The organism is Blastococcus sp. OS1-29 (assembly GCF_057628075.1).
Genome location: NZ_JBXXJK010000003.1, coordinates 216300 through 241925, shown reverse-complemented (window position 1 = coordinate 241925; position 25626 = coordinate 216300). Strand labels below are relative to the sequence as shown.

Genomic DNA, 25626 nt, shown 5'->3' with positions numbered 1-25626 from the left:
CACGACTGCCGGCGCCGCGTCGAGTCACCCACGTCGGTCGTCCCATCACCGATGTGCACGGCCACGCCGGTCCAGATCTACCTCCGGTCGGTGAACGCCCCCGGCCGGAGGTGTTTGTTTGTCACGGAGCATCTCGTCGTTCCGCAGCCCGTAGATCGTGACCATCCCCTCGAGATTGGATCGCTATGAAGTTCGTCGTTTTCGGTGCCGACGAGGGCCTCGGGATGGTCCACGGTGACCGCATCCTCGACCTCGCAACCGCCGCACGGACCGACGGCGGCTCCGACGACGCCACGTCGGTGTTCGGCTCCTTGCTGACCCTCATCGAATCTGGTGACCACGGCCTGGACCTCGCGGCTGGACTGCTGGAGAAGTTCGCCGATTCCGACCGACCCGGAGTCAACCTCGACCTGGGGACCACCCCCCTAGGCGCGCCCTTCCCCGGCCGCCGGCTCGCGTTCGCGGGCAACAACTTCGCCACCCACGTCGCGAACGCCTTCACCAACCGCGGGAAGCCGAGCACCGCCGAAGACATCTACGCCGCCGGCCGCAAAAGCAAGGCCGGCGGGTTCTGGGGCATCTCCCCGCCGGTCGGCCCGGGCGCCGAGATCCCGGTCCCCCGCGCCGCGGACGGCGTGGAAGCCCTCTTCGACTACGAGGGCGAGGTGGCAGTCGTCCTCGGCCGCGGCGGCAAGCGACTGAGCGCGCACGACTGGGAGAAGCGCATCTGGGGCACCGTGCTGATGATCGACTGGAGCCTTCGTCCGCCGACGGGCCTCGTGGGAACGCGCCCGTTCTACGGGCACAAGAACTTCGACGCCGGCAAGTCGCTCGGCCCGTGGATCTCCGTCGGCGAGGTCGACCCCATGAACTGCCAGGTCCGCACGAGGGTCAACGGCGACGTGCGCCAGGACTTCAACACCGGTGAGATGATCTATTCCTACGCCGAACTGTTGGAGCAGATGGCGGAGGACCTCACCCTCCTTCCGGGAGACATCCTCAGTGGTGGCACCGGACCGGGAACGGCCATGGATGCGACCAAGGCGGACGACGACGGTCCTGGTCCCCTCGATCTCTACCTCAGCCCGGGCGACGCCGTCGAGGTCTCGTCGCCGGATCTCGGTTCTCTGGATGGCCGCGTGGTCTCAGGCGACTGAGCACTTCCTCCCGTCGCGGCACGTCAATCATGCGTGTCGAGGAACCGAGAAAGGATGTCTCTCCATGACGACGACCGAAGAACTGCACGACCTCGAGCAGCGTCGCCTCGGCGCGATCGGCGCTGCCGACGCCACCGCACTCCGGGAGATCCTGACCGAGGACTACGCGCATGTGCACGCCACCGGACGGGTCGACGATCGAGACACCTACGTCGACCTGATGGTCTCGAAGCCGCGAACTTCGGAGCGGGGCTTCATCTCTATTCGCGAGTACGGCGACGCGGCCGTTCTTATCGGCGACCAGGTCAACACGATCGATGGCAACACGTCCGTCATGGTCGTATCGCAGGTAGCGGTACGCCAGAACGGGCAGTGGCGGTTCTCGCTGGGCCACGTCGCCCGGAAGGCCGATTCCTGAGAGCAGCGACCAGGTGGTCGGTCGAGTCGTCTGACGACCGGTTCCGGCCGATGGCGCGCTAGACCTCCGGTCGTGCCCTGCTCCTGAAAGGAGCAAGGCCACGTGCCGGAGGTCTTCGCGTTCCGGCGCGCGCTCCGAGATCGCTCGTCGCCCGCAGCGCAGCAGCGGGGATTGTAGAGCCGCGCAGGCAGGCCGATGGCGCCCACAGATACGCGTCGGCCGCACTCCCTGCCGGTCGATATCAGCGGTGGATCAGCCCGCCGTCCACGTTGAGGGTCGTGCCACTGACGTAGGAAGCACGTTCCGAGGCGAGGAAGGCCACCACATCGGCGACTTCCTCCGGCCGGCCGAGGCGGCCAAACGGGAGATCGGCCGACACGGATTTCCGCCAGCTCCGGCTCGCCTCGTCGTCCGAGGCGGCGGCGGTGGCGGCGAGAGTTCGGTTCCGGGGGGTATCGATGGACCCCGGGTTCACACCCACCACCCGGACGCCCCGATCGACGCTGCGCGAGCCGACCGCCTGGGTGAACGCGATCAGTGCGGCGTTCCCCGACGCCCCCGCCGCGTACTTGTACGAGTGTTTCAGACCTCCGATGCCGATCACGTTCACGATGACACCGGCACCCCGTCGATACATGGCGTCGAGCACGTTGCGCGTCATCTCGATGTAGCCGAACACCTTGAGATCCCATGCGGACCGCCACCGCGCCTCGTCGACGTCCTCGATCGACCCGCCGGGGATGTTCCCGGCGTTGTTGACGAGCACGTCGACCTGGTCGAACGTGCCGGCCACGCCGCGCACGGCATCCGGATCGCTCAGGTCAGCGACATGCGTCGTCACCGTGGCGGAGGCGACGCTCCTGACCCGGTCCCCCGCGGACGCCAACTTGACCGGATCGCTGCTCACCAGCACCACGTCGGCCCCTTCGGCCGCGAACGACATGGCGCACGCCAATCCGATGCCCTGCGAAGCGCCGGTGATCAGCACCGACTTGCCGGTCAGACCCAGATCCATGCGCAGAGCCTCCACAGCGGTCCATCCAGTGGCCCGCGAACATCTCACGTCCGGGGGCGTCCGGGGTCGAGTCCTGGTGTGTTGGTCGGACGGGACGACAACTCCTCGCCGGACCGCATGGATCCCGTCCTGCCCTGGGCCGGCACCGTGACCGCCGCACCACCCGGCGAGGCAAGGCTCGAAGCGATGATCATTCCCGCGAGTGCAGGACCCATCCGCCGGCCGAGGCCGCCTCCATGACCTTCTCCATGGGGGCGTTCGATTCCAGTAGAGCGCGCACCGGGGCGATGCCCCGCTCGTGGCCGGCCGGCGAGTTCAGCGTCACGAACCGCGCCTCGTCGTCCGAGTCGTTCACGAACCCGTGCGTGCAGTTGCGCGGGCAGAAGGCGAAGGCACCCGCCCCGACCGTCCGCGTCTCCGTGGCACACGTCAGCGTGAGGGCGTTGCCGGTGACGAAGAAGAACTCCTCCTCCGTCGTCTGGTGGTGCGGCGGGGCGACGAAGCCCGGCAACGAGGAGAGCATGTTGATCATCGCCGTGCCGCCGCTCACGTCACCGTTGAGGAGCTGCTTGCGACGAGTCTCGCCAGCAGCGACTGCGTCGAACTCTTCGGCGGTGGTGGCGATCAGACGCGGGATGGCGGGCCGGCTGGCGAACGCCTCCCGCAACCGGTCCAGGTCCCCCGGGACCCGGATCTGGAACTCGACCGGCGGCAGCTCCGCGTTGACCCGCGCGTCGTTGTCCAGCGCGGCGTCGTCGAAGTGCATCCCGTAGGGCTCGAGCACCTCGTGGTAAGCAGCGACCTCATGGGCGACCGTCGCCAGGGCGTGCTCGTGGGCGGCCTGGAAGGCTCGATCTGTTCCGGCCGGCGAGTGGACCACCATCACGGTCGCCGGGGCGTCGGAGGAGTTCCGCAGGCTCTGCCTGGTACGCGGCGGCGCGTACCCCAGGCTGTGCTGCCCGACAGTCGCCCGCTCCGAGCCGATGCCCAGCTCCACTTCCCCGTCAGTGACCAGGAGATAGCTGTGCGTCCCGTCGAAGTAGTGGGATGAGAGCTCAGCACCCGGCGCCAGCACGACGCTGTGAACTGCGAACCGCCCCGAGCTCTGCTCTCCGCGCAGGAGCGTCCGAACGTCCAGACCGGCCCAGGACTGGTCGATCCCCGCAGAGCGGTCCTCGACCAGCACCGGCACCGCGGTCAGCACCTGCCACCGCGACCGCAGCACCGCCAGATCCGACGCGTTGTCGATGGTCGCCAGCAGCGGCGGGCACTCCGCACCCAGCATCGAGTCGATCTTGCGGTTCTCCACGTCGATGACGGACAACGGATCAGTCTCCTTCGGATCGCCGGATGACCCAGCGGCTGCCTCAAGGGCTGCAGCCGCTAGGACTGCTCTGCGGACCAAGTGGATCGCAGGACGGGACGGTAGGGGGCGCCGAGTTGGCATGTCAAGAGCGGGGTGCGGCGGGGAGCAGCCCGGCCACGGCGGTCTACGGGACAGCCCCGGGCCTCCCGCGACAACGACGGCGGCATCGGCTCGAGCACGGCTCCCGGGCACGCTGCCGGGCCGGCGAAGACGTTTGTCGCGGCCGCGGATCACTGGGCCGCCGCCTCCAACTTGCGCTGGAGTTTGCTCATCCCGGCGAGCCAGCGGTCGGTGTCGGTCGCTCGCGAAGCGTAGTATCGCGCGACCTCGGGGTGGGGAAGTATGAAGAACCGGTCGTCGGCAAGCGCGTCCCAGACGCTGTCGGCCACCTGCTCCGGCGTGAGCGCCGAATCGTGGCTCAGCAGGTCCTGGAGACCGCCGGTCGGCAGCATCTGGGTCTGGACTGCTTGCGGGCACAGCGCTTGGACGACGATGCCGCGATGCCGGTAGGTCGCCGAGAGCCACTCTGCGAAGGCCACCGCGCCGTGCTTGGTGACCGAGTAGGACGGGCCCTCCAGCAGCGTGAGCAGGCCCGCCGCCGAGGCCGTGACGACGTACCGCCCCGAGCCGCGCTCGAGCCATCGCGGCACGAGCAGACGTGCGGCGCGGACGTGCGCCATCACGTTGACCTCGTGGCTGAGAGCCCAGTCCTCCTCGGACGTCTCGAGTGCCCGGCCGCGTTCGACCCCCGCGTTGCCGAACCACGCGTCGACGTGACCCAGGTACTCGCGGGACCGGCGCACCAGGGACTCCGCACCGGCGACGGATGCTGCGTCCCCCGGCGCGGCATGCCCGCCGATCTGCTCGGCGACCGAGCCGGCCGCATCCGCATCGAGGTCGTTGACCACGACACGAGCGCCTGCCGCCGCCAGCTTGCTCGCGATGGCTCTGCCGATGCCGTTGCCGGCGCCGGTGACGACCACTCCCCTGTCGTGCCAGTCCATCACGTGTCTCCGGTCAACAGCAGGCCGCCATCGGCGACGACGACCTGTCCAGTGATCCATCCGGCGTCCTCGGAGAGGAGGAACGCAACAACGTCGGCGACGTCCTCTGGGCGGCCCAGGCGCTTGAGCGGGTACCGCTGCGCGATCTCGGCCTCTCGTCCTTCGTAGAGCGCGGAGGCGAACCGGGTCTTCACCATGGCGGGCGCGACGGCGTTGACGCGGACCCGGGGGGCCAGCTCGACGGCCAACTGCTGCGTGAGGTGACCCAGCATGGCCTTGCTCGCGCCGTACATGCCGATGCCGAAGTCCGCGCGGAAGCCGCTGATCGAGGTGACGTTGACGACCGCTCCTCCGTGCTCGGCGAGCCAGGCGCGGTGGAGCTGCTGGACCCAGGAGAGAGAGGCCAGTGCGTTGACCTCCACGATCTTGCGGGCAACGTCGAGGTCGAGCTCGATCATGCGGCCGAACACGGGATTGATGCCGGTGTTGTTGACGAGCAGATCGGCGCTGCCGAACGCCTCGATGGCTCGTGCGACGGTCGTGGCCTGGTGCCCGGCATCGGCGGCGTGACCCACGATCCCGAGCGCAATGTCAGGCCCGCCGAGTTCGTCGACCGCGGCGTCGAGCGCTTCCTGCTTGCGTCCCGTCACGACCACACGCGCACCGTCGGCGACCAGTCGTCGGGCGATCGCCAGGCCGATCCCCCGGCTGGCACCGGTGACGATCGCCGTCCGACCGTCGTGCCGGCGGGCACTCACGCTGGCCACTCGTCGGCGAACAACGCAGCCCGCCCCCGCTCGACCGCGTAGGGCACGGCCTCGGCAACCCCGCGGAACTCGTCGCCCGCGCTCTTGCCGAGCAGGCTGCGGTAGTGGATGCCCTCGAGGATGACTGCCAGCTTGAACCAGGCGAAACTCAGGTACCAGGCGAAATGCTGCAGGTCCCGTCCGGTGGCTACGACGTATCGGTCGAGCAGCTCACGGGTCGAGGGAAATGTGCCGATCCCGGCAGGCGAGTGGATCACGTCTCCGTCGAACTCGGAGAACCCTCCGGTGTAGACGGCGAACAGCGCGACATCGGCGAGCGGGTCCCCGAGGGTGGCCATCTCCCAATCGAGCACGGAGACGACGGAGCCGTCACGGATCATGCAGTTGTCCAGCCGGTAGTCGCCGTGAATCAGGGACGACTCCGACCGTTGCGGAACGTCACCGGCCAGGGCCTCGGCCAGGCCGCCCATGCCCGGGATGTCCCGGCTGCGCGAGGCCTCCAGCTGCGCGGTCCACCGCCGCACCTGGCGCGCCATGAAGCCCGACGGACGGCCGAAGTTGCCGAGACCGACATCGTCGGGGTCGACGGCGTGCAGGGCGGCGAGGACGTCGACCAGCGAGTGCCCGGCCTGCCGGCCCTGCTCCCCCAGCCCGACCAGGGCCGGCGTCGTCCGTACGATGTCGCCCTCGACGTACTCCATGACGAAGAAGGGGGCTCCGATGACGCCGGCGTCCTCGCACGCCAGGACGGCGGCCGGGACTGGTACTTCGGTGCCGTGGAGGGCGGAGATCACTCGGAACTCGCGCCCCATGTCGTGGGCCGTCGCGAGCACGTGCCCGAGCGGGGGACGCCGCAGGACCCACTGCTCGACGCCACGAGCGGTCTCGGCGCGCAGCTGGTAGGTCAGGTTCGACCGCCCGCCGCTGATCAACCGGGCGGCCAGACCGCTTGTCGGGACTCCTCGGGAGGTGAAATAGGCGGCCAGGCGCTCCAGCGGCAGCTCCGCCGAAGTCTGCGACTCCCCGCCCGCAATACCGGTCATTCCCGCCTGGTCGCCCTCGGTCACAGCAGTTCGAAGATCGTCGCGTTGGCCATGCCGCCGCCCTCGCACATCGTCTGCAGCCCGTAGCGGATGCCCCCACGACGCATGTGGTGGACCAGTGTCGTGGCGATGCGTGCCCCGGACGCACCCAGCGGGTGCCCGAGGGCCATGGCGCCACCCAGCGGGTTGGTGAGCGCGGGGTCGGCGCCGGTCTCGGCGTACCAGGCGCCCAGGACCGAGGCGAAGGCCTCGTTGACCTCGAAGGCATCGATGTCGGAGAGCGCCAGGCCGGACCTCCGCAGGATCTTGGCGGTCGCAGGGATCGGACCCGTCAGCATCATGATCGGGTCGACGCCGGCAGTGGCGAACGAGTGGAGCCGGGCCAGGGGTGTCAGTCCCAGCTCCGCTGCCTTCTCCGACGTGGTGACCAACAGCGCAGCGGAGCCATCGGAGATCTGCGAGGCGTTGCCGGCAGTCACGACGCCGTCCTCCTTGAACGGCGTCTTGAGCGCCGCGAGCTTCTCGACCGTCGTCCCCGGCCGGATGCCCTGGTCGCGCTCCACGAGCCCGCCCGGGGTCGCGACGGGGGCGATCTCCTCGTCGAACAGGCCGTCCGCCTGGGCTGCCGCCGCCCGCTCGTGGGAGGCCACGGCGAGCTCGTCCAGATACGTTCGCGAGAGGCCCCACTTCTCGGCAATGAGCTCCGCGCTGATCCCTTGTGGAACGAGCCGGCCCTCGTAGCGGTCGTTCATCGATCCGAATGCATCGGCCTCCCCGACGTTGGAGAACATCGGAACCCGCGACATCACCTCGATGCCGCCGGCGATCGCAAGGTCGTAGTGACCGGCCACGATGCTGGCGGCCGCGAACTGCAGGGACTGCATCGACGAACCACACTGCCGGTCGACGGTCGTGCCGACGACGGACTCCGGCAGCCCCGCGGCCAGCGCGGAGTTGCGAGCCACGTTGAAGGCCTGCTCCCCGACCTGCGAGACGCAGCCCCAGACGACGTCTTCGATCTGATTGGCGTCCACCCCGGTGCGCTCGACGAGCGCACGGATCACGTGTGCCGAGAGATCGACGGGGTGGATGTCGGCCAGGTCGCCCTTTCCGGGCTTGCCTACGCCTACGGGCGTGCGCACCGCTCCGACGATCACAGCGTCGCGAGTGCTCATATCGAGATTCCTCCGTCCACGGGCAGCACCACGCCGGTGATGTAGCCCGCTTGTCGGCTGGCAAGGAAACCGACGGCCGGCGCCATCTCCTCCGGCGATCCGAAGCGTCCCAGGGGGATCGCGGCCGCCAGTTCCGCCAACTTCTCGTCGGGGATCGAGGCGACCATGCGCGTCTCCGCGTTGGGGGAGATCGCGTTCACGGTGATGCCGAACCGCGCCAGCTCCTTGGCCGTGGTCTTCGTGAAGCCGATGATCCCCGCCTTGGCCATGGAGTAGTTCGCCTGGCCGGGGTTTCCCCGGAGACCGGTGTAGGAGGTGACGTTGATGATCCGGCCGCTGCCCTGCGCCCGCATTTGCGGCACGACGGCACGGGTGAACCGGAAGGTCCCGCCGGAGTGGGTCGTCAGGACGGCGTCCCAGTCCTCGTCGGTCAGTTTCCAGACCACCTTGTCGCGCAGAATCCCCGCGTTGTTGACGAGAACATCGATGCGGCCGGTGAGATCGACGGCCGACTGGACGGCCCTGTCGACGTCCTCGGTGACTCCGACATCGGCCTGCACCGCGTGCGCGCCGATCTCGCGGGCGGCGTTCTCCAGTTCCGCACCGTCCCGGTCGACGAGGACGACGGTGGCGCCCCAGGAGGTGAAAGCCCGCCCGAGTTCCAGGCCGATTCCGCGCGCCGCGCCGGTGATGAGCACCGTTCCACCCGCGAAGTCGTACGACAGCTCCCCGGGCGCCTGCTGGCCATCAGGCATATAGCTCGCCCCCCGAGGTGCAACGCATGGGCGGCTTACAGGTCAAATGCATGATCCACTCCGTCATCAACGGGAACTGGGACGCGCACCGACCGATCACGCACGTGGCGCGTTCCGCAGGCCCCAGTCACTCTTGCCGTGCTTACCGGTGCCTTACCCGCTATGCGGACCGACCGGATCGTATAGAGGGACGGTAGACGGGCCGCCCGCACGGTGTCAACAGCATGCGTTTCTCCACGTCTCCGCCTGCGGAGGCGTGGAGAACATGCCCGCGGAGCCGCGCAGCGTCGTGACGCCAGCTGAGAGCGCCGACGCCAGCACTCGCTCCTATGCGGTCGGAGCAGCCACGCCGCCGCCCATGCGTCATCGCTCGACTGCTCCGCGCGTCTACGAGTGATGGCCGCCACTCCGCCGCCCCGCGTCGAGCGCGGCAGCCACGCCCGACGCCAAAGTCACGGTGCGTGCTCAGCTGGCTGGCTGTGTCGCCCCTTCCTTGTCCAGGGCCAGGGTGTGCCGGAGTGCGGCGCGCAGATCGTCCGTCGGCGTCTCGGACCGTCCGTGTGCCCGCCAGGCGATGACCCGGTCCGGCCGTACCAGCAGCGCCCCCCGGTCACCGATCTCCCGCAACCGGGCCCAGTCGCCTACGACGTCGTCGTACTCGCAGCGGTACCCCACCGCGCGAACCGGCAGCTCGATACCGAGTTCCTCGGCCACCACCGCGGCGGCCTCCGCCCACGGCCGGCCTCCGACGCCCACGATCAAGGTGAAACGCCCGTGACCGGCCAGGTCCAGGGTCGAGACCTGCCGCCGCTCGTGCTCGACCCACGCATGCGGCAGGTAGCCACCCGGATGCGTCGTCGGGTGGTAGTAGAGCTCCGGATCCCGGGTGTACTCGGGGAACGGCGTCCCATCATCAACAACCGCACGAGACGTGTACCGCTGTCCGAGATCGACTCCGTTGGCGTTCGAGCGGTAGTTGTTCAGGCCGAAGGCGGCTGCGAGCGCGGCCCGCCGCTCCTCTGCCCCGTCGGCATCGGACGCCAGCTCGTCCAGGGAGGCCCAGGCCTCCTCCGTCGACTGCGCCCGATCCAGGCCTAGCGCCGCGATCGTGGGCCCACCCTGGTTGTTCAGGCTCTTGATCGCCCGGGTGACGATTTGCTCTCCGACGGGCTGTCGTTCCTGGTCGTAGCTGTCGAGCAGCTCGTCACCGGCGCGCCTGGACAGCACGAACGCCAGCTTCCACGCCAGATTCCACGCATCCTGGATGCACGTGTTGCTACCCAGTCCACCCGAAGGCGGATGACGGTGCGCCGCGTCGCCGGCCAGGAACACCCGGCCACGTCGGTACTCGGTCGCCACCAGCTGGTTGACCTGCCACTTGCTGATGCCCTTGACCTTGACCGGGAGGTCGGGGTCGCCGACCAGCGTGCGGACGGCGTCGATCACGGCGGCATCGGAGGTGTAGGGCTCGCCCAGCGCCGGGTCGTACTCGCGCACCATCGTCCATTCGTGCCACGGTTGGACGCACACGAACCCTCCGGATCCCACGACGGAGGTGCTACCCGGCTGCATCATCGTGTAGATGACGCCCGGCCGGTACGCGGTGTACTCGGTGAGGTCGGCCTCGATCCAGGCGTTCACCATGTGCTTCAGCGCTGCTTGGCCCTCGTACTGGAATCCGAACTGCTCGGCGACCCGAGACCGACCGCCGTCCGCTCCCACCGCGTACCTGGCCCGCACCTGGTACTCCTCGCCAGACACCCGGTTCCGCACCCGGGCCACCACGCCGTCCTCCGACTGTTCGATCTCCAGTAGCTCCTGGGAGAAGCTCACGTCGGCGCCCCGCTCGACGGCCGCCTCCAGGAGCACTGGCTCGAGCACGTGCTGGGGTGCGTTGATGGGGGCGCAGGGGCTGGCCGCGGCGTAGTCCGCCATCCGGTCACCGGTGCCGTAGGAGCGGTACCGGTAGAGCTCACGCCCGGCGAAGCTTGTGGCCAGCACGTTGTGGTTGAGCATCTGCAGCGGGATACCGACTGCCTTGACCCGCTCTTCCAGGCCGAGGTCCCGGAAGACCTCGACTGTCCGCTGGTTGGTGATGTGCGCGCGGGGCTGAGGGGCAGGGCCGGGATGCTTCGCGATGGTGACGGCGGGAACGCCGTGGTCGGCGAGTGCGATGGACAGCGTGAGGCCGGTGACCCCGGCGCCCACGACGAGAACAGCGGTGTCGATCGTCTTCATGGCGAGTTCCTCACTGGTCGGCGGGCGCGAAGACCCGCGCGTGAACGGTGCTGCGCGGGGCGGGTGGCGTGTCGCCCCCGAGAGTTGCTTGGTCCAGGGCCAGGGTGTGCCGGAGTGCGGCGCGCAGATCGTCCGTCGGCGTCTCGGACCGTCCGTGTGCCCGCCAGGCGATGACCCGGTCCGGCCGTACCAGCAGCGCCCCCCGGTCACCGATCTCCCGCAACCGGGCCCAGTCGCCTACGACGTCGTCGTACTCGCAGCGGTACCCCACCGCGCGAACCGGCAGCTCGATACCGAGTTCCTCGGCCACCACCGCGGCGGCCTCCGCCCACGGCCGGCCTCCGACGCCCACGATCAAGGTGAAACGCCCGTGACCGACCAGATCCAGGGTCGACACCTGCCGCCGCTCGTGCTCGACCCACGCATGCGGCAGGTAGCCACCCGGATGCGTCGTCGGGTGGTAGTAGAGCTCCGGATCCCGGGTGTACTCGGGGAACGGCGTCCCATCATCAACAACCGCACGAGACGTGTACCGCTGACCGAGTTCCACACCCAGCGCGTTGGACCGATAGTTGTTCAGCGCCATCACCTCGGCGAGCTCCTGCCGCCGCTCCTCCGCCCCGTCGGCGTCGGACGCCAGCTCGTCCAGGGAGGCCCACGCCTCCTCCGGAGTCTGACCGGGGCGTAGGCCCAGCGCGTCCAACATCGGCATCGCGTTGTGCACGCTCTTGATCGACCGGTCCACCACCTGCTCGCCGACCGGGCGACGCTCCTGGTCGTAGCTGTCGAGCAACTCGTCACCGGCGCGCCCGGACAGCACGAACGCCAACTTCCACGCCAGATTCCACGCGTCTTGCATGGAGGTGTTCGCCCCCAGGCCACCCTGCGGGGGGTGCCGGTGTGCCGCGTCGCCGGCCAGGAACACCCGACCCCGTCGGTACTCGGTCGCCACCAGCTGGTTGACCTGCCACATGCTGGTGCCCTTGACCTTGACCGGGAGGTCGGGGTCGCCGACCAGCGTCCGGACGGCCTCCACGACCGCCGCGTCGGAGACATCCGGCTCGCCGAGGCTGGGGTCGTACTCACGCGAGAGAATCCATTCCCCCCACGTGCCGATCCTGAGAAAGGATCCCGATCCCACCCACGAGTAGCCACCTGGCTGAACGACGATGTAGATCCCCGCCGGGCGATAGGCGGTGTACCGGGTCAGGTCCGCCTCGAACCAGGCGTTCACCATGTGCTTGAGACCGGCCTGACCTCGGAACCCGAAGCCCAGCTGATCAGCGACCCTCGACCTCGCGCCATCGGCGGCGATGGCGTACCTGGCCCGCACCTGGTACTCCTCACCGGACAGCCGGTTCCGCACGAGGGCCAGGACCGCGTCGGCTGACTGCTCGATCGTGACCAGCTCGGTCGAGAACAGGACATCGGCTCCTCGCTGTTGGACCGCTTCCAACAATTCGCGCTCGTACAGGTGCTGAGGCGCGCTGATGCCCACGCAGGGGCTCGCTGCGGCATAGTCCGACATCCACTGGCCCGTCCCGTAGGACCGGTACCGGTAGAGCTCGCGCCCGCTGAGACTCGTGACCAGGAGGTTGTGACCGATCGACGGGAGCGGCGTACCCAACTGGCGCCACCGCTCTTCGAGGCCGAGTTCACGCAGGAGTTCCACGGTTCGCTGGTAGGTGAAGGTTGCTCGCGGCTCAGGAGCGGTCGACGGGTGCCGCGCGATGGTCACCGTCCCGACCCCCAAGGTGGCCAGCAGGCTGGTCGCGACGAGACCCGTCGGTCCCGCTCCGACGATCAGGACGTCGGTCTCGACAACACGCACAGCGTTCCTCCGATTGATCTCAGGCACAGAGCCGCGCCGCGCGGCACCGTTCGCCGACCCGGGCGAGCCTTCAGCGGGGACGTGGTCCCCGCGGCCCCCGGGCAGCCGATCGCTGATGTCTTGTAGCACCCACCCGAGTCCTGCGTCCACCTTCGCGTCCCGCAGCGCGGACCGCAAGGGTGAGGCGTCTAGCAGAGGTTCACGTCGACGCCCAGCGGAGCGCACAGGCCGCTGCGCGCTGAAAATACCGCAGGATCGGGATTCCGGACAGCGACCTGAGCGATTATTGGAGCGGTTGACACTCCGCTAGGTCGACAGTAGCGTCCCTCTATACGATACGGCTGGCCCGCTGCGCGGTACGAATCAAGCAGTCGTAGTGGCACGACCTGCCTGGCAAGTCCGCTCGGCTGTTGCACTCCTTCAGCCCCCTACTCGAGATGGGTTCCCTCGATGAAGTTCGCGGTGCTTGGCACAGACAGACGTCTTGGAATGGTCCACGGGGGGCGCGTCCTCGACCTCGCTGCCGCGGCGCGCGCCGACGGCCGGTCCGAGGATGCCGACTCGGTGTTCGGCTCTCTGCTGGCACTGATCGAGTCCGGCGACCGCGGGCTGGACCTCGCCGCCGGGCTGCTCGACCGGTTCGCGGGCTCTGACCTGCCCGGACTCAACCTCGATCTGGCAGCCACCCACTTCCAGGCACCGTTCCCTGGCCGCCGCCTCGGGTTCGCGGGCGCCAACTTCGCCACCCACGTCGCCAACTTCCTGACCAACCACGGCACGCCCACCTCTCCCGACGAGGTGTACGCCAAGGGCCGGCAGCGCAACGGCGGCGGCTTCTGGGTCGTCTCGCCCCCTGCGGGCACTGGTGCGGACATCCCGGTCCCCCGCGCTGCCGACGGTGTGAACGCGCTCTTCGACTACGAGGGGGAGGTCGCCGTGGTCCTCGGCCGCGGCGGGAAGCGACTGTCCGCAGACGACTGGGAACAGCGCGTCTGGGGCACCGTGCTGGTGATCGACTGGAGCCTCCGACCCACGGACGACATCGAACGGCGGCTGCCCTTCTACGGGCACAAGATCTTCGACTCGTCCACGTCGATCGGCCCGTGGATCAGCGTCGGCGAGGTAGACCCCATGAACTGCCAGGTCCAGACGCGCGTCAACGGAGAGCTCCGTCAGGACTTCAACAGCGGCGAGGTCATCTACTCGTACGGCGAGTTGCTGCAGCAGGTGTCGGAGGATCTCACCTTTCTCCCCGGCGACATCCTCAGCGGCGGCACCGGCCCGGGAACGGCCGGCGACTCGACGGTGGCCGACGCGGACGGACCCGGCCCTCTCGACCTCTACCTGGCCCCCGGGGACACCGTCGAGGTGACGTCGCCGGAGCTCGGATCGCTTAAGGCCCGCGTCGTCGCCGGCGACTGAGCCGGACCACAGATCGTCGACCCTCGAGTAAGGAACCCTGTGACCGCGCAGAACTTCATGCCGGAGTGCGAGATCCGGACCGCGTTCTTCCAGGCGATGTCGCAGATGTATCGGACCGAGGTTCCGCTCTACGGAGACCTCCTCTCGATCGTCGACGACGTCAACGCGAGGGTGCTGACCGCCGACCCCGAGGTGGAGGCGGACCTGCGCCGTCGCGGCGAGTACGAGCGTCTCGGCCAGGAGCGCCACGGGGCAATCCGTGTGGGGACCGCCGCCGAGCTGGCCACACTGCGACGGATTTTCGCGGTCATGGGCATGTACCCCGTCGGCTATTACGACCTGGCCGTCGCGGGCGTTCCGGTGCACTCAACGGCTTTCCGTCCGGTCGCCTTGAAGAGCCTGAACAAGAATCCATTCCGGGTGTTCACCTCGCTGCTCCGGTTGGAGCTGATCGAGGACGACGACCTTCGCGAAGAGGCCGCCCGGCTCCTGGCACAGCGCACGATCTTCACCGACCGTGCGCTCGACCTGGTCGAGCAGTTCGAGCGCGACGGGGGCCTGGACGTCGCCTCGGCGGAGGAGTTCGTCGCGAACGTCCTGGAGACCTTCCGCTGGCACAGCGACACCGCCGTGGACTCGGTCACCTACGCCAAGCTGAACGCCGTCCACCGACTGGTGGCCGACGTGGCCTGCTTCAGGGGTCCGCACATCAACCATCTGACCCCGCGCACTCTGGACATCGACGCGGTGCAGGAAGAGATGATCGTCCGTGGCATCGACGCGAAGGATGTAATCGAGGGACCACCCCGCCGAGAGGTGCCGATCCTGCTTCGGCAGACCAGCTTCAAGGCGTTGGAAGAGAAGATCAGGTTCAGCGACGGCGGCGACGGCCGGGTGGGTACGCACACGGCACGATTCGGCGAGATCGAGCAGCGTGGTCTGGCGCTGACGCCGAAGGGCCGGGCCCTGTACGAGGAGCTCCTCGCGGAAGCACGGGGTGCAGAAGGCTCCGCTGCTGACGATTACGAGCAGCGGTTGCGGGTGGCCTTCAAGCGCTTTCCCGACGACCTCGACACCTTGAGGCGGGAAGGCCTGGGCTACTTCAACTATCGGCTGCGCGAGTCCACGACCGCCCCGCCCGCCGGGGTGACGGACCTGGAGACGTTGATCGGCCTAGGCGTGGTCGAAGCCAGCCCGATCATCTACGAGGACTTCCTCCCAGTCAGCGCTGCAGGGATCTTCCAGTCGAACCTCGGCGGCAGGGAGCAGAGGGCCTACTCCACGACGGCGGCGCAGGCGTCTCTCGAGGAGGCCCTCGGGGCCAAGGTGGCGGACCCGTTCCAGCTGTATGAGACCACCCAGGCGGAATCCATCGCCGCTGTGCGCGTAGTGGTGCCGGACCTGACCGCCCCTTCCGCCGGCTGAGACCCGCAGACACGCGCCGTGCCCCCGACCCTCGACGAGGCGAAGAACTGGTCCGCGGAATGTGAGCCTGCTGACCAGCGGAGCTTTCGAACGTTGTGGGGACAGCCCACCCACACGAGTCGCGTGCACAGACTCACTCCCCGGGTGAGTGCGCGTCCGACGCCGCTCGAGAAACGAGAACGAGAATGCACATCGGAGTAGTCCGCGAGGCTCGCCCTGGCGAGACGCGGGTAGCCGCTACCCCCGCGACCGTCGAGCAGATGATCGGTCTCGGCTATGCAGTCCTGGTGGAGCCCGCCGCCGGCCGGGGCTCCTCGTTCGCCGACGAGGCGTACGTCGCCGCCGGAGCAACTGTCGGGGACCCGTATGGGGCCGATGTCGTCCTCGGGGTGAACGCGCCGTCAACAGCTCAGCTGGACAGACTCCGCGACGGCGCGACGCTGATCAGCCTGCTCAGCCCCGGCCTGAACCCCGACCTCGTCGACGCGCTCGCCGCGCGCCCGATCACGGTCCTTGCGATGGACGCGGTCCCGCGCATCTCCCGCGCCCAGTCGATGGACGTGCTGAGCTCCATGGCCAACATCGCCGGCTACCGGGCGGTCATCGAGGCCGCGCACGTCTTCGGCCGGTTCTTCACCGGGCAGGTGACCGCGGCGGGCAAGGTCCCGCCGGCGAAGGTGCTCGTCGCCGGGGCCGGAGTCGCGGGGCTCGCGGCGATCGGCGCAGCGAGCAGCCTCGGCGCGATCGTCCGGGCCACCGACGTCCGCCCGGAGGTGGCCGAGCAGGTGCGGTCCCTGGGCGGCGAGTACGTGGCCGTGCCGGCCGGCGAGCAGGAGGCCAGCGCCGACGGCTACGCGCGGGAGATGGGCGAGGACTTCAACCGGCGCGCGGCGGTGATGTACGCCGAGCAGGCACCCGACGTGGACATCATCATCACTACCGCGCTGATCCCCGGCCGGCCGGCGCCGCTGCTGATCACCGAGCAGATGGTGGCCAGCATGCGGTCCGGAAGCGTGATCGTCGATATGGCTGCCGCGCAGGGCGGCAACGTCGCGGGTTCGGTCGCCGACGAGATCGTGGTGACCGGCAACGGCGTCTCGATCATCGGCTACACCGACCTTCCCGGCCGGCTCCCGGCCCAGGCCTCGCAGCTGTACGGGCAGAACCTGGTCAACCTGCTCAAGCTGCTCACGCCGGCCAAGGACGGCCGCCTGGTGCTCGACTTCGACGACGTCGTCCAGCGCGCCATGACGGTGGTGCGGAGCGGGGAGAAGACGTGGCCCCCGCCGCCGGTGCAGGTGTCGGCCACTCCCGTGCAGGCGGCGGCCGCTCGGGAACCGGCCCCGCCCAAGGCGCCACCGCCACCGTCGCGGAAATTCGCCCTCGTGGTGCTGGGAGCCGCGGTGCTCTTCGCGATCACCGCGTTCTCCCCGAACGAGCTGATCCAGCACTTCACGGTCTTCGCCCTCGCCGTGGTCGTGGGCTACTACGTCATCGGCCACGTCCATCACGCGCTGCACACCCCGCTCATGTCGGTGACCAACGCGATCTCCGGGATCATCGTGGTCGGTGCGCTGCTGCAGATCGGTCACGACGAACCGGTCGTGACGGTGCTCGCGACGGCTGCGATCCTGCTGGCGAGCATCAACGTGTTCGGCGGCTTCGCCGTCACCCGCCGGATGCTGGGGATGTTCACCCGATGACCGCGACCGCCGCCGCGTCAGCCGCCTACATTGTCGCCGCACTGCTGTTCATCCTCAGCCTGGCCGGCCTGTCCAGGCACGAGACGGCGAAGGCCGGCAACGCCTACGGCATGGCCGGCATGGTGATCGCCCTGGCCGCCACCATCGGGCTGGCCACGCGCAGCATCTCCGTGATCGGGATCACCCTGCTCGTCGCCGCGATGGTCATCGGGGCGGCCATCGGCCTCTGGCGGGCGGCCAAGGTCGAGATGACCGGCATGCCCGAGCTGATCGCGATGCTGCACAGCTTCGTCGGCCTGGCCGCGGTCCTGGTCGGCTGGAACGGCTACCTGTCGGTCGAGGCGAACGAGGGCCAGACCGAGGTCAGCAGCAACCTGCTGGGCATCCACTCGGCCGAGGTCGTCATCGGTGTCTTCATCGGCGCGGTCACCTTCACGGGGTCGATCGTCGCCTTCCTCAAGCTGTCGGGGCGGATCAAGTCCAATCCGCTGATGCTGCCGGCGCACAACGCGCTGAACCTGGGCGCGCTGGTGGCGTTCGTCGTCCTGACGGTGTTCTTCGTGGCCGACGAGAACATCGGGGTCCTCGCGGCGGTGACCGTGCTGGCGCTGGCGCTGGGCTGGCACTTGGTCGCGTCGATCGGCGGCGGCGACATGCCCGTCGTCGTGTCGATGCTGAACAGCTACTCGGGCTGGGCGGCCGCGGCCTCGGGCTTCCTGCTCGGCAACGACCTGCTGATCATCACCGGCGCCCTGGTCGGCTCGAGCGGTGCCTACCTCTCCTACATCATGTGCACGGCGATGAACCGCTCGTTCATCTCCGTCATCGCCGGCGGGTTCGGCAACGAGGGCAGTGTTTCCGAAGACCGCGACTACGGCGAGCACACCGAGATCAGCGCCGACGACACCGCCGACCTCCTCCGCGATGCGTCCTCGGTGATCATCACCCCCGGCTACGGCATGGCCGTGGCCCAGGCGCAGGGCGCGGTCGCCGAGCTCACCCGGCACCTGCGCGACAAAGGCATCGACGTGCGCTTTGGCATCCACCCCGTCGCCGGCCGGCTGCCCGGGCACATGAACGTGCTGCTGGCCGAGGCCAAGGTTCCGTACGACATCGTCCTCGAGATGGACGAGATCAACGACGACCTTGCCCGGACTGACGTCGTTCTCGTCATCGGGGCCAACGACACCGTCAACCCTGCCGCGACGGAGGACCCGACCAGCCCGATCGCCGGCATGCCCGTCCTCAAGGTGTGGGAGGCCGATCGGGTCATCGTCTTCAAGCGCTCGATGAACACTGGGTACGCGGGCGTGCAGAACCCGCTCTTCTTCCGGGACAACAGCCGAATGCTCTTCGGCGACGCCCGCGAACGCGTTGAAGACATCCTGCGAGCACTGTGATGGATCGATCCGCAGAACTGGTCGCCGAGCTGCGCAGGCGTGGGATTGACGACGTGTCCGACTCCACCCTCGCGCGGGCTCTCTACTCCTCGGACGCCTCGCTGTACCGCGTTATTCCGCAGGTGGTGGCCAAGCCCCGACACGTCGACGAATTGCCAGCAATCTTGGACGTGTCCCGGAGTTTGGGCGTCCCGGTCACCATGCGCGGCGCGGGTACATCCATCGCCGGCAATGCCGTCGGCACGGGAATCGTCGTCGACACGCTCAGGCACCTGAACCGCGTCCTTGCAGTGGACCCCGAGCAGCGCACTGCGACGGTCCAACCCGGCGTCGTGCACGCCGACCTGCAGCGTGCTGTCGCGCCGTTCGGGCTGCGCTTCGGCCCGGACCCGTCGACGCACACCCGGTGCACGATCGGCGGGATGATCGGCAACAACGCGTGCGGATCACGCGCCCTGGGTTACGGGCGGACCGCGGACAACGTGACCGGCTTGCAGGTCGCGTTCGGAACCGGAGAGGTCGCGCGTACCGGAACCCCCTCCATGGCAGGCAACGCCCTCGCCGGGCTCGTCGACCAGCACCTCGCGCACGTGCGCACGTCGTTCGGCACCTTCTCGCGCCAGGTCAGCGGTTACTCCCTCGAGCACCTGCTGCCCGAGCGCGGCCGTCGCACGGATCGGTTTCTGGTCGGCTCCGAGGGCACGCTCGGCATGGTGCTGGAAGCCACCGTGCGGCTCGTCGACGACGAGCCGCGCCGACTGCTCGTGCTCCTGGGGTACCCGACCATGGCGGAGGCAGCGGACGCCGTGCCGGCGTTGCTGTCGGCGGCTAACAGCGGGTCGGCCGGCGACGGTCGACTCATCGCCTGCGAGGGCCTCGACGCCCGCATCGTCGAGCTCGTCCGCCAGAAGGGCGGCGCTGTCCCCGCGCTGCCGCGCGGTGGCGGGTGGCTCTTCGCGGAAGTCGTCGGTGACGGAGCCGCCGCGCTGGCCACTCATCTGGTGGCGGTGGCGGAGTCACTGGACAGCCGGGTGGTCACCGACGCGCGAGAAGCCGCAGCGCTGTGGCGGATCCGTGAGGACGGCGCAGGCCTGGCTGCCCGCAGTCTGAAGACGCCGGCCTACTCCGGCTGGGAGGACGCTGCCGTACCGCCTCAGCACCTAGGGGCGTGGCTCCGGGACTTCGACGAGCTGCTCACCGAGCACGGCCTCGAGGGGGTTCCGTACGGGCATTTCGGGGACGGGTGCGTTCACGTACGGATCGACTTCTCGTTCGGCGACGGCGGCGGCTCGTTCCGCGACTTCCTGACCGCCTCGGCGGTCAAGCTGCGGGACTACGGCGGTTCCCTGTCCGGCGAGCACGGCGACGGTCGCGCCCGTTCGGAGCTGCTCCCGCTGATGTACGACGACGCGTCGATGCAGCTGTTCGGAGCGGTGAAGGCGATCTGCGACCCGGGCAACCTGCTGAATCCGGGGAACATCGTCGATCCCGCACCTCTCGATGCCGACCTGCGTCCGATCCGACCTCGGGCAGCCATCCAGCCGGCTCTCCAGCTGGTCCACGACGGCGGCATGTTCGGCAACGCCGTCCACCGCTGCACGGGCGTCGGCAAGTGTGTGGCCCCCCGCACCGACGGAGTGATGTGCCCGTCCTACCTCGCGACTCGCGAGGAGAAGGACTCCACCCGAGGTCGCGCCCGGGTCCTCCAGGAGGCCCTGGACGGGAGCCTCGTCGACGGGCTCAGACATCCCGCGGTCGATGAGGCTCTCGACCTCTGTCTCGCGTGCAAGGGCTGCGCGTCGGACTGCCCGACGGGCGTGGACATGGCGACGTACAAGGCAGAGGCGTTGCACCAGAAGTACCGGGGCGCCCGACGCCCCCGCAGCCACTACACGCTGGGCCGCCTGCCCCTGTGGGCGGCGCTGACGGCTCCGGTGGCGCCGGCGGCGAACCTCGCACTGAGGCTCCGGCCCGTGGCCCGCCTGGCGCGGGCGGTCGCCGGCGTCGACCAGCGCCGGTCCATCCCGCGGTTCGAGCGGGTGACCCTCCGGAAAGGTGCCCGGAGGTCCAGTCGAGACCACAAGAAGTCGGCGGCGACCTCGAGCACCCCCGATGTCTGGATCTGGGCCGACTCATTCACCGATCACTTCCTGCCTGGATCAGGGCGAGCCGCCATCCGAGTGCTCGAGGCAGCGGGCCTGGACGTCCGGGTGATCGATCAGGACGCGTGCTGCGGATTGCCGTGGGTGACGACGGGTCAGCTGGACAAGGCCCGCTCCCTGATGGAGCACACCGTCGCCACGCTGGCCCCTTACGTCGCCAGTGGCGTGCCGGTCATGGGTCTCGAGCCGTCCTGCCTGGCCACCCTGCGCAGTGACGCCGTCGAGCTCACGGCCGACCCGCGCGCTGCGGAGGTCGCCGCCGGTGTGCTGACCTTCGCGGAACTGCTCACGCGTCTGGAGTGGGCGCCACCGGATCTCACCGGTGTGGACATCGTGGCGCAGCCGCACTGCCACCAGTTTTCGGTACTGGGATGGGCCGCCGACGAGGCGCTGCTCGCCCGGGCTGGGGCGAGGGTCACCCGGGTGCCCGGGTGCTGCGGGCTGGCCGGCAACTTCGGCATGGAGAAGGGCCACTACGAGGTGTCGGTGGCGGTCGCGGAGACGCACCTGCTTCCGGCGGTTCGCGCCCACCCTGAGGCCGTCGTGCTCGCCGACGGCATGTCCTGCCGGGTCCAGCTTGACGACCTCGCGAACGTGGCGGCCATGCACCTCGCCGAGCTGTTCGCGTCACGGCTCGACCACTGACGCGGCGACCTGGGCGCCCCGTCGTTTGACATGCGAAACCGCCCCAGCTAGCGTTCCTCATAGTGATCCAGTCGGTCCGTACAATGGACCGAGGGACGGAAGGAAGATCGTGCACCAGCACACGTGGAACAGTGCACGGCCCCCAGGCACATCAACAGCCCACCGGCCGGGTGCGGGTGCACCGGCGGCGGATTCCGCTTCTGGTCCGTGGTTCGCATGAGTGCCACCTCGCTGTGCGACCACGTCGGCTTCGACGTGTCCGGTGGAGTAGCCGTCCTGGAACTGCGGCGACCGGAGAAGCGCAATGCCGTCTCCTGGGAGATGCTCGACGCAATCCTGGCCCACTTGCAAGCCGCCGCGGCCCGCGCGGACGTCCGCGTCCTAGTGCTGCGCGGTACCGGTGGCGCCTTTTCCGCAGGGGCCGACCTTGCCACCGTCAAGGACCCCGACGGGATCCCCTCCGCATCCTTCGAAGCGCAGTTCATCCGCGTCCTGAAGGCAATCGCCGACTTTCCGGCGCCCTCCGTCGCCCGCATCGACGGCGCCTGCGTCGGTGGCGGTTGCGCCCTGGCGCTGGCGTGCGACGTCCGGTTCGCCGACCGCACCGCGTTCTTCGCCATCCCAGCCGTGCGCTACGGCATCGTCTACGAGACCGGTGCGATCTCCCGGATGGTCGAGCTCATGGGCTCCAGCCAAGCCGGACGCATGCTGTACACAGCCCGACGGATGGATGCGGTGACCGCGGAGCGCGCAGGCCTCGTGGACGCGTGCGCCGAGGACGTCGACGAACTCATCTCCGGCTTCGTCGACGACGTCCTGCTGGGTGACGCCGACACCGTCGCAGCCACCCGGGCCCTCGTCCGGGGCGCGGCGAGCAACGCTCCGGGGAGTGTCCGATGACCACCGAGGGGCCGCTCAGCGGCATCCGCGTTCTCGACCTCACCCGGGCACTGGCCGGCCCCTTCTGCACGGCGCTGCTCGGCGACTTCGGCGCAGACGTCATCAAGGTCGAGGGCCTGCCGAAGGGTGACTCGACCCGCGACTGGCCGCCCTACGACAGCGAGGGCACCCGCAGCCTGTACTACCTGAGCACCAACCGGAACAAGCGGTCGATCGCGATGGACCTGCGCAGTCCGGAGGCACGATCGGTGCTGGCAGAGCTGGTTGCCCGAGCCGACGTGCTGGTCGAGAACTTCCGTCCCGAGGTACTGGCAAAGCTCGGCTTGGACAGGGAGCGGTTGCGCGTCGAGCGGCCGGACCTGGTCGTCGCCAGCGTGTCCGGGTTCGGTGAGATCGGCCCCATGCGCAACGACGCAGGCCTCGACCAGGTGGCTCAGGGAATGTCGGGGTTCATGTCGGTCACCGGGGAGGGCGAGAACACGCCCATGCGCGCCGGCGTGCCGATCATCGACATGACCGCAGGCATGTACACCGCCTTCGGCATCGCCGCTTCGCTCGCCGGCCGAGCAGCGTCGGGCCGCTCGGTCAGGGTGAACACTTCGCTCTTGGAGAGCGCAGTGTCCCTGATGACATTCCAAGCGCAGCGCTACCTGTCCCTCGGTGAAGTGCCAGAGGCGCAGGGGAACGACCACCCGCTCGTCTCGCCGTACGGAACCTTCCGAGCCGCCGACGCCAGCATCAACGTCGCCGTCGGGACTGACGCGCAGTGGCACACCCTGTGCTCTGTTCTAGGCGCTACCGAGCTGACCACCCGATCGGAGTACCTCGACTCCCCCCGGCGTTCGGCCAACCGTACGGCGCTGTACGCGGAGCTCAACCAGCACTTCGCCCTCAAGCCGGCACAGGAATGGCTGGACCAGCTACGAGTCAGAGGCGTGCCGTGTGGCCCCATCTACACGATGGACCAGGTCTTCGCCGACGCGCAGGTGCAGGCACTCGGCTTGGTGCAAACCGTGGCCGACGTGGAGGGCGAGAGCACACTGCTCCGTGGACCGCTGTGGATCGACGGTCACCCCTCCCCCATCCGCCGCCATCCACCTGCCCTGGGTCAGCACAGCCGTGAAGTCCTGGCCGAGATCGGCTTCACCGACGACGTCGTCGCGGAGTGGATCGCGCGAGGAGTTGTCGGCACCGCCTGAGAGTCACTACTTCAAGGCACCCTCCTGCACCATGTCGCGCTATCGGGCGGCTCGTCCCGAGTCGACGTCTGGGCTGGACGGCGGGGCAGCCTTCCGTTTGGAGCAACGGATCCGTCGCAACCGCGTGGGCCCCGTGGGAGCTCGTCAGCGCCATAATGCGGGCCGACTCGTCCGACCCGGCGCACCCCCACTGCTTGCCCGGACGAGGGCCTCGATCACAAATGGGCCTCGGGAATTAGAAGGCCGCCTGCATCACGACTCACAGCGGCCGGGTCGACGAGCGCCGGCTCAGCGCCCCTCCGGATAGCCCCCCTCGTAGCCGCATCGGAATCTCCTGCCATCCCTCGAGCGGAGCTGCGCGGGGGATGGAGGCATCGACCCCGGCCCGCTGTCCGTAGCGATTCGGTTCACCTACCGAGAGAGGTGCCAGCGTCGGCGCCTCGGCCGCCGTGGGTGCAGCTGGACAGTGTTGACAGTCACATTCGAGCCCGTATAGCGTTCCGCTATGAGATGCACGTGGTCCACTCTGTGGACCAAGGCTTCTTGCTTAGTCATCAGTCGACCCCATAGGTCCCTTGTCCGTCGGCTCGATGACGCGCACTCCCTCTGGGATCGCGTTCGGATCAAGAGACTGGAGCTGGGATGACCGAAGTCGACACCCTGCCGAACATGGCACACGCCGCAGGCGGCGCACAGGCGGTGACGCAGATGCGTGCTGCTCGGTATCACCGTGCGGGTGAGCCGTTCTCCATCGACCTCATCGACAAGCCGTCCCCACGCCCCACGGACGTCGTCATCGAGGTCAAAGCGTGTGGCATGGTTCCCAACGCGGTGGCCATGTTCGACCCGTCGCCCTACGTCACGGTCCCGTCCCGGCCCACGATCTATGGGCTCGACGCGGTCGGGGTCGTCTCCCAGAAGGGGTCCCAGGTCCACGGTTTCGAGCTGGGCGACCGCGTCTACGTCAATCCGCACCGCTATTGCGGAAACTGCCGGACGTGCCGGCGCGGCAACTACGCGGCATGCGCGTACTCGGCCTTTACCGGCTACTTCGGCATCGGGCCCAAGTCGCACGCCATGCTCGAGGCATACCCTTTCGGCGGCTTCGCCGAGTTCATGACTGCTCCCGAGTACTCACTGGTGAAGCTTCCCGATAATGTCGACTGGCAGACCGGCACCCGGTGGGGCTACCTCGGCACGGGCTTTGCCGCGCTCCGGCGAGCGGAGGTCGGCTTCGACACGACCGTGCTCATCAACGGGATCTCCGGCACGCTGGGTCTGGGCACTGCCCTCTTCGCGCTGGGGCTCGGCGCTTCCAAGCTGCTGGGGGTCGGTCGAGACGCGCAACGACTCGAGGACGTCAAAGCCCTGGCGCCGGACCGCATCGAGGTGCTCTCCGTCGCCGACGGCGCGTCGGTCGGCGACTGGGCCCGGGACCAGACACAGGGCCACGGAGCTGATGTCGTGGTCGACGCGCTCCCGACCGGCGGCTCGGTCGACGCATTCGTGGCCGCGATCGGTGCACTCGCACCAGGGGGAACCCATGTCAACCCCGGCGGCGTCCACGGGGCGGTACCGATCGATGTCACAGCCATGATGCTGAGCCAGCAGCGCTTTCTCGGTTCCTTCTGGTTGACCACGCCCCAGGGTGAGGAGATGGCCGAGCTCGTTAGGGCCGGCAGGGTGAATCTCGACGTCTTCGAACACGTGTCCTTCGACCTCGAGGACTTCAACGAGGCAGTGAGTGTCATCGGCCAGGGCACACAGCATGGTGGATTCACCAACTACCTGATCACCCCTTGATGGGCTCCCCGGCGGCCGTGTGACCACGTCGGGGTCGCTGTCGCTTTCCACGGAGACGAGGCGGCGACCCCGAAGTGGCGTGAGCCGAAGCCGCCAGCGCAGGGGACGAAGACGCGCGCAACTCTCGGTTTCTGGCGGTTGCCTCGTCGACCGCGCCTTGAGGATGGCTCCGGCATCATGGCTCCCGCCGTGACACGC

The 25626-nt window shown here is 68.8% G+C and carries 19 protein-coding genes; 10 read left to right on the top strand and 9 right to left on the bottom strand.

The annotated features are described in order from the left end of the window. Positions 1 to 185 precede the first annotated feature (185 nt). Positions 186 to 1157 carry a fumarylacetoacetate hydrolase family protein gene (locus AC2H4J_RS09270; RefSeq protein WP_487464572.1) on the top strand — a complete coding sequence of 324 codons (972 nt, stop codon included), beginning with the start codon at positions 186 to 188 and terminating at the stop codon, positions 1155 to 1157. A gap of 64 nt (positions 1158 to 1221) precedes the next feature. Further along, positions 1222 to 1575 carry a nuclear transport factor 2 family protein gene (locus tag AC2H4J_RS09265; RefSeq protein ID WP_487464571.1) on the top strand — a complete coding sequence of 118 codons (354 nt, stop codon included), beginning with the start codon at positions 1222 to 1224 and terminating at the stop codon, positions 1573 to 1575. Positions 1576 to 1816: 241 nt separating this feature from the next. Here the strand turns inward: AC2H4J_RS09265 and AC2H4J_RS09260 are convergent, their stop codons facing one another. The 9 genes from AC2H4J_RS09260 to AC2H4J_RS09220 form a co-directional block, all read right to left on the bottom strand. Continuing rightward, positions 1817 to 2590: a short-chain dehydrogenase/reductase gene (locus AC2H4J_RS09260; protein ID WP_487464570.1), complete on the bottom strand. Its 774-nt coding sequence runs from the start codon at positions 2588 to 2590 to the stop codon at positions 1817 to 1819. A 190-nt stretch (positions 2591 to 2780) separates the two neighbouring features. Beyond that, positions 2781 to 3914, bottom strand: a complete 1134-nt coding sequence (locus AC2H4J_RS09255; RefSeq protein WP_487464569.1) for a cupin domain-containing protein — start codon at positions 3912 to 3914, stop codon at positions 2781 to 2783. Between the two features lie 272 nt (positions 3915 to 4186). After that, positions 4187 to 4960, bottom strand: a complete 774-nt coding sequence (locus AC2H4J_RS09250; RefSeq protein ID WP_487464568.1) for an SDR family oxidoreductase — start codon at positions 4958 to 4960, stop codon at positions 4187 to 4189. Continuing rightward, entirely contained in the window at positions 4960 to 5718 is a 759-nt protein-coding gene (locus tag AC2H4J_RS09245) for an SDR family oxidoreductase (RefSeq protein WP_487464567.1), read from the bottom strand. Before AC2H4J_RS09245 ends, AC2H4J_RS09250 begins: the two co-directional genes overlap by 1 nt. Next, positions 5715 to 6770, bottom strand: a complete 1056-nt coding sequence (locus tag AC2H4J_RS09240; protein ID WP_487464566.1) for a phosphotransferase family protein — start codon at positions 6768 to 6770, stop codon at positions 5715 to 5717. Before AC2H4J_RS09240 ends, AC2H4J_RS09245 begins: the two co-directional genes overlap by 4 nt. Positions 6771 to 6790: 20 nt before the next feature. Continuing rightward, entirely contained in the window at positions 6791 to 7945 is a 1155-nt protein-coding gene (locus AC2H4J_RS09235) for a thiolase family protein (RefSeq protein WP_487464565.1), read from the bottom strand. Next, on the bottom strand, positions 7942 to 8700 hold the full coding sequence (locus AC2H4J_RS09230; protein WP_487464564.1) for an SDR family oxidoreductase: 759 nt from the start codon (positions 8698 to 8700) through the stop codon (positions 7942 to 7944). Before AC2H4J_RS09230 ends, AC2H4J_RS09235 begins: the two co-directional genes overlap by 4 nt. Before the next feature lie 465 nt (positions 8701 to 9165). Then, positions 9166 to 10938: an FAD-dependent monooxygenase gene (locus AC2H4J_RS09225; protein WP_487464563.1), complete on the bottom strand. Its 1773-nt coding sequence runs from the start codon at positions 10936 to 10938 to the stop codon at positions 9166 to 9168. A gap of 10 nt (positions 10939 to 10948) precedes the next feature. Beyond that, on the bottom strand, positions 10949 to 12769 hold the full coding sequence (locus AC2H4J_RS09220; protein WP_487464562.1) for an FAD-dependent monooxygenase: 1821 nt from the start codon (positions 12767 to 12769) through the stop codon (positions 10949 to 10951). Positions 12770 to 13258: 489 nt separating this feature from the next. Here AC2H4J_RS09220 and AC2H4J_RS09215 point away from each other — a divergent pair, with 489 nt between their 5' ends. From AC2H4J_RS09215 to AC2H4J_RS09180, 8 genes are all read left to right on the top strand, one after another. Continuing rightward, positions 13259 to 14191: a fumarylacetoacetate hydrolase family protein gene (locus AC2H4J_RS09215; RefSeq protein WP_487464561.1), complete on the top strand. Its 933-nt coding sequence runs from the start codon at positions 13259 to 13261 to the stop codon at positions 14189 to 14191. Between the two features lie 39 nt (positions 14192 to 14230). Beyond that, positions 14231 to 15616: a 2-oxoadipate dioxygenase/decarboxylase HglS gene (gene hglS / locus AC2H4J_RS09210; protein WP_487464560.1), complete on the top strand. Its 1386-nt coding sequence runs from the start codon at positions 14231 to 14233 to the stop codon at positions 15614 to 15616. A gap of 185 nt (positions 15617 to 15801) precedes the next feature. Further along, positions 15802 to 17319 carry a Re/Si-specific NAD(P)(+) transhydrogenase subunit alpha gene (locus AC2H4J_RS09205; protein ID WP_487464559.1) on the top strand — a complete coding sequence of 506 codons (1518 nt, stop codon included), beginning with the start codon at positions 15802 to 15804 and terminating at the stop codon, positions 17317 to 17319. Continuing rightward, positions 17316 to 18719, top strand: a complete 1404-nt coding sequence (gene pntB, locus AC2H4J_RS09200; protein WP_487464558.1) for a Re/Si-specific NAD(P)(+) transhydrogenase subunit beta — start codon at positions 17316 to 17318, stop codon at positions 18717 to 18719. The genes AC2H4J_RS09205 and pntB overlap by 4 nt, the downstream gene beginning before the upstream one ends. Before the next feature lie 53 nt (positions 18720 to 18772). Next, positions 18773 to 21526: an FAD-binding and (Fe-S)-binding domain-containing protein gene (locus AC2H4J_RS09195; RefSeq protein WP_487464557.1), complete on the top strand. Its 2754-nt coding sequence runs from the start codon at positions 18773 to 18775 to the stop codon at positions 21524 to 21526. A gap of 216 nt (positions 21527 to 21742) precedes the next feature. Continuing rightward, positions 21743 to 22426, top strand: coding sequence for an enoyl-CoA hydratase/isomerase family protein (locus AC2H4J_RS09190; RefSeq protein WP_487464556.1), 684 nt, complete (start codon positions 21743 to 21745; stop codon positions 22424 to 22426). Beyond that, entirely contained in the window at positions 22423 to 23625 is a 1203-nt protein-coding gene (locus AC2H4J_RS09185) for a CaiB/BaiF CoA transferase family protein (RefSeq protein ID WP_487464555.1), read from the top strand. Before AC2H4J_RS09190 ends, AC2H4J_RS09185 begins: the two co-directional genes overlap by 4 nt. A 642-nt stretch (positions 23626 to 24267) precedes the next feature. Further along, positions 24268 to 25428 carry an alcohol dehydrogenase catalytic domain-containing protein gene (locus AC2H4J_RS09180; RefSeq protein WP_487464554.1) on the top strand — a complete coding sequence of 387 codons (1161 nt, stop codon included), beginning with the start codon at positions 24268 to 24270 and terminating at the stop codon, positions 25426 to 25428. Positions 25429 to 25626 lie beyond the last annotated feature (198 nt).

What these genes read in the sequence shown, in the direction of transcription:
- AC2H4J_RS09270 (WP_487464572.1), top strand. Translation starts at nt 186, where the DNA reads ATGAAGTTCGTCGTTTTCGGTGCCGACGAGGGCCTCGGGATGGTCCAC.
- AC2H4J_RS09265 (WP_487464571.1), top strand. Translation starts at nt 1,222, where the DNA reads ATGACGACGACCGAAGAACTGCACGACCTCGAGCAGCGTCGCCTCGGC.
- AC2H4J_RS09260 (WP_487464570.1), bottom strand. Translation starts at nt 2,590, where the DNA reads ATGGATCTGGGTCTGACCGGCAAGTCGGTGCTGATCACCGGCGCTTCG.
- AC2H4J_RS09250 (WP_487464568.1), bottom strand. Translation starts at nt 4,960, where the DNA reads ATGGACTGGCACGACAGGGGAGTGGTCGTCACCGGCGCCGGCAACGGC.
- AC2H4J_RS09240 (WP_487464566.1), bottom strand. Translation starts at nt 6,770, where the DNA reads ATGACCGGTATTGCGGGCGGGGAGTCGCAGACTTCGGCGGAGCTGCCG.
- AC2H4J_RS09235 (WP_487464565.1), bottom strand. Translation starts at nt 7,945, where the DNA reads ATGAGCACTCGCGACGCTGTGATCGTCGGAGCGGTGCGCACGCCCGTA.
- AC2H4J_RS09230 (WP_487464564.1), bottom strand. Translation starts at nt 8,700, where the DNA reads ATGCCTGATGGCCAGCAGGCGCCCGGGGAGCTGTCGTACGACTTCGCG.
- AC2H4J_RS09225 (WP_487464563.1), bottom strand. Translation starts at nt 10,938, where the DNA reads ATGAAGACGATCGACACCGCTGTTCTCGTCGTGGGCGCCGGGGTCACC.
- AC2H4J_RS09215 (WP_487464561.1), top strand. Translation starts at nt 13,259, where the DNA reads ATGGTCCACGGGGGGCGCGTCCTCGACCTCGCTGCCGCGGCGCGCGCC.
- AC2H4J_RS09205 (WP_487464559.1), top strand. Translation starts at nt 15,802, where the DNA reads ATGCACATCGGAGTAGTCCGCGAGGCTCGCCCTGGCGAGACGCGGGTA.
- pntB (WP_487464558.1), top strand. Translation starts at nt 17,316, where the DNA reads ATGACCGCGACCGCCGCCGCGTCAGCCGCCTACATTGTCGCCGCACTG.
- AC2H4J_RS09190 (WP_487464556.1), top strand. Translation starts at nt 21,743, where the DNA reads ATGAGTGCCACCTCGCTGTGCGACCACGTCGGCTTCGACGTGTCCGGT.
- AC2H4J_RS09185 (WP_487464555.1), top strand. Translation starts at nt 22,423, where the DNA reads ATGACCACCGAGGGGCCGCTCAGCGGCATCCGCGTTCTCGACCTCACC.
- AC2H4J_RS09180 (WP_487464554.1), top strand. Translation starts at nt 24,268, where the DNA reads ATGACCGAAGTCGACACCCTGCCGAACATGGCACACGCCGCAGGCGGC.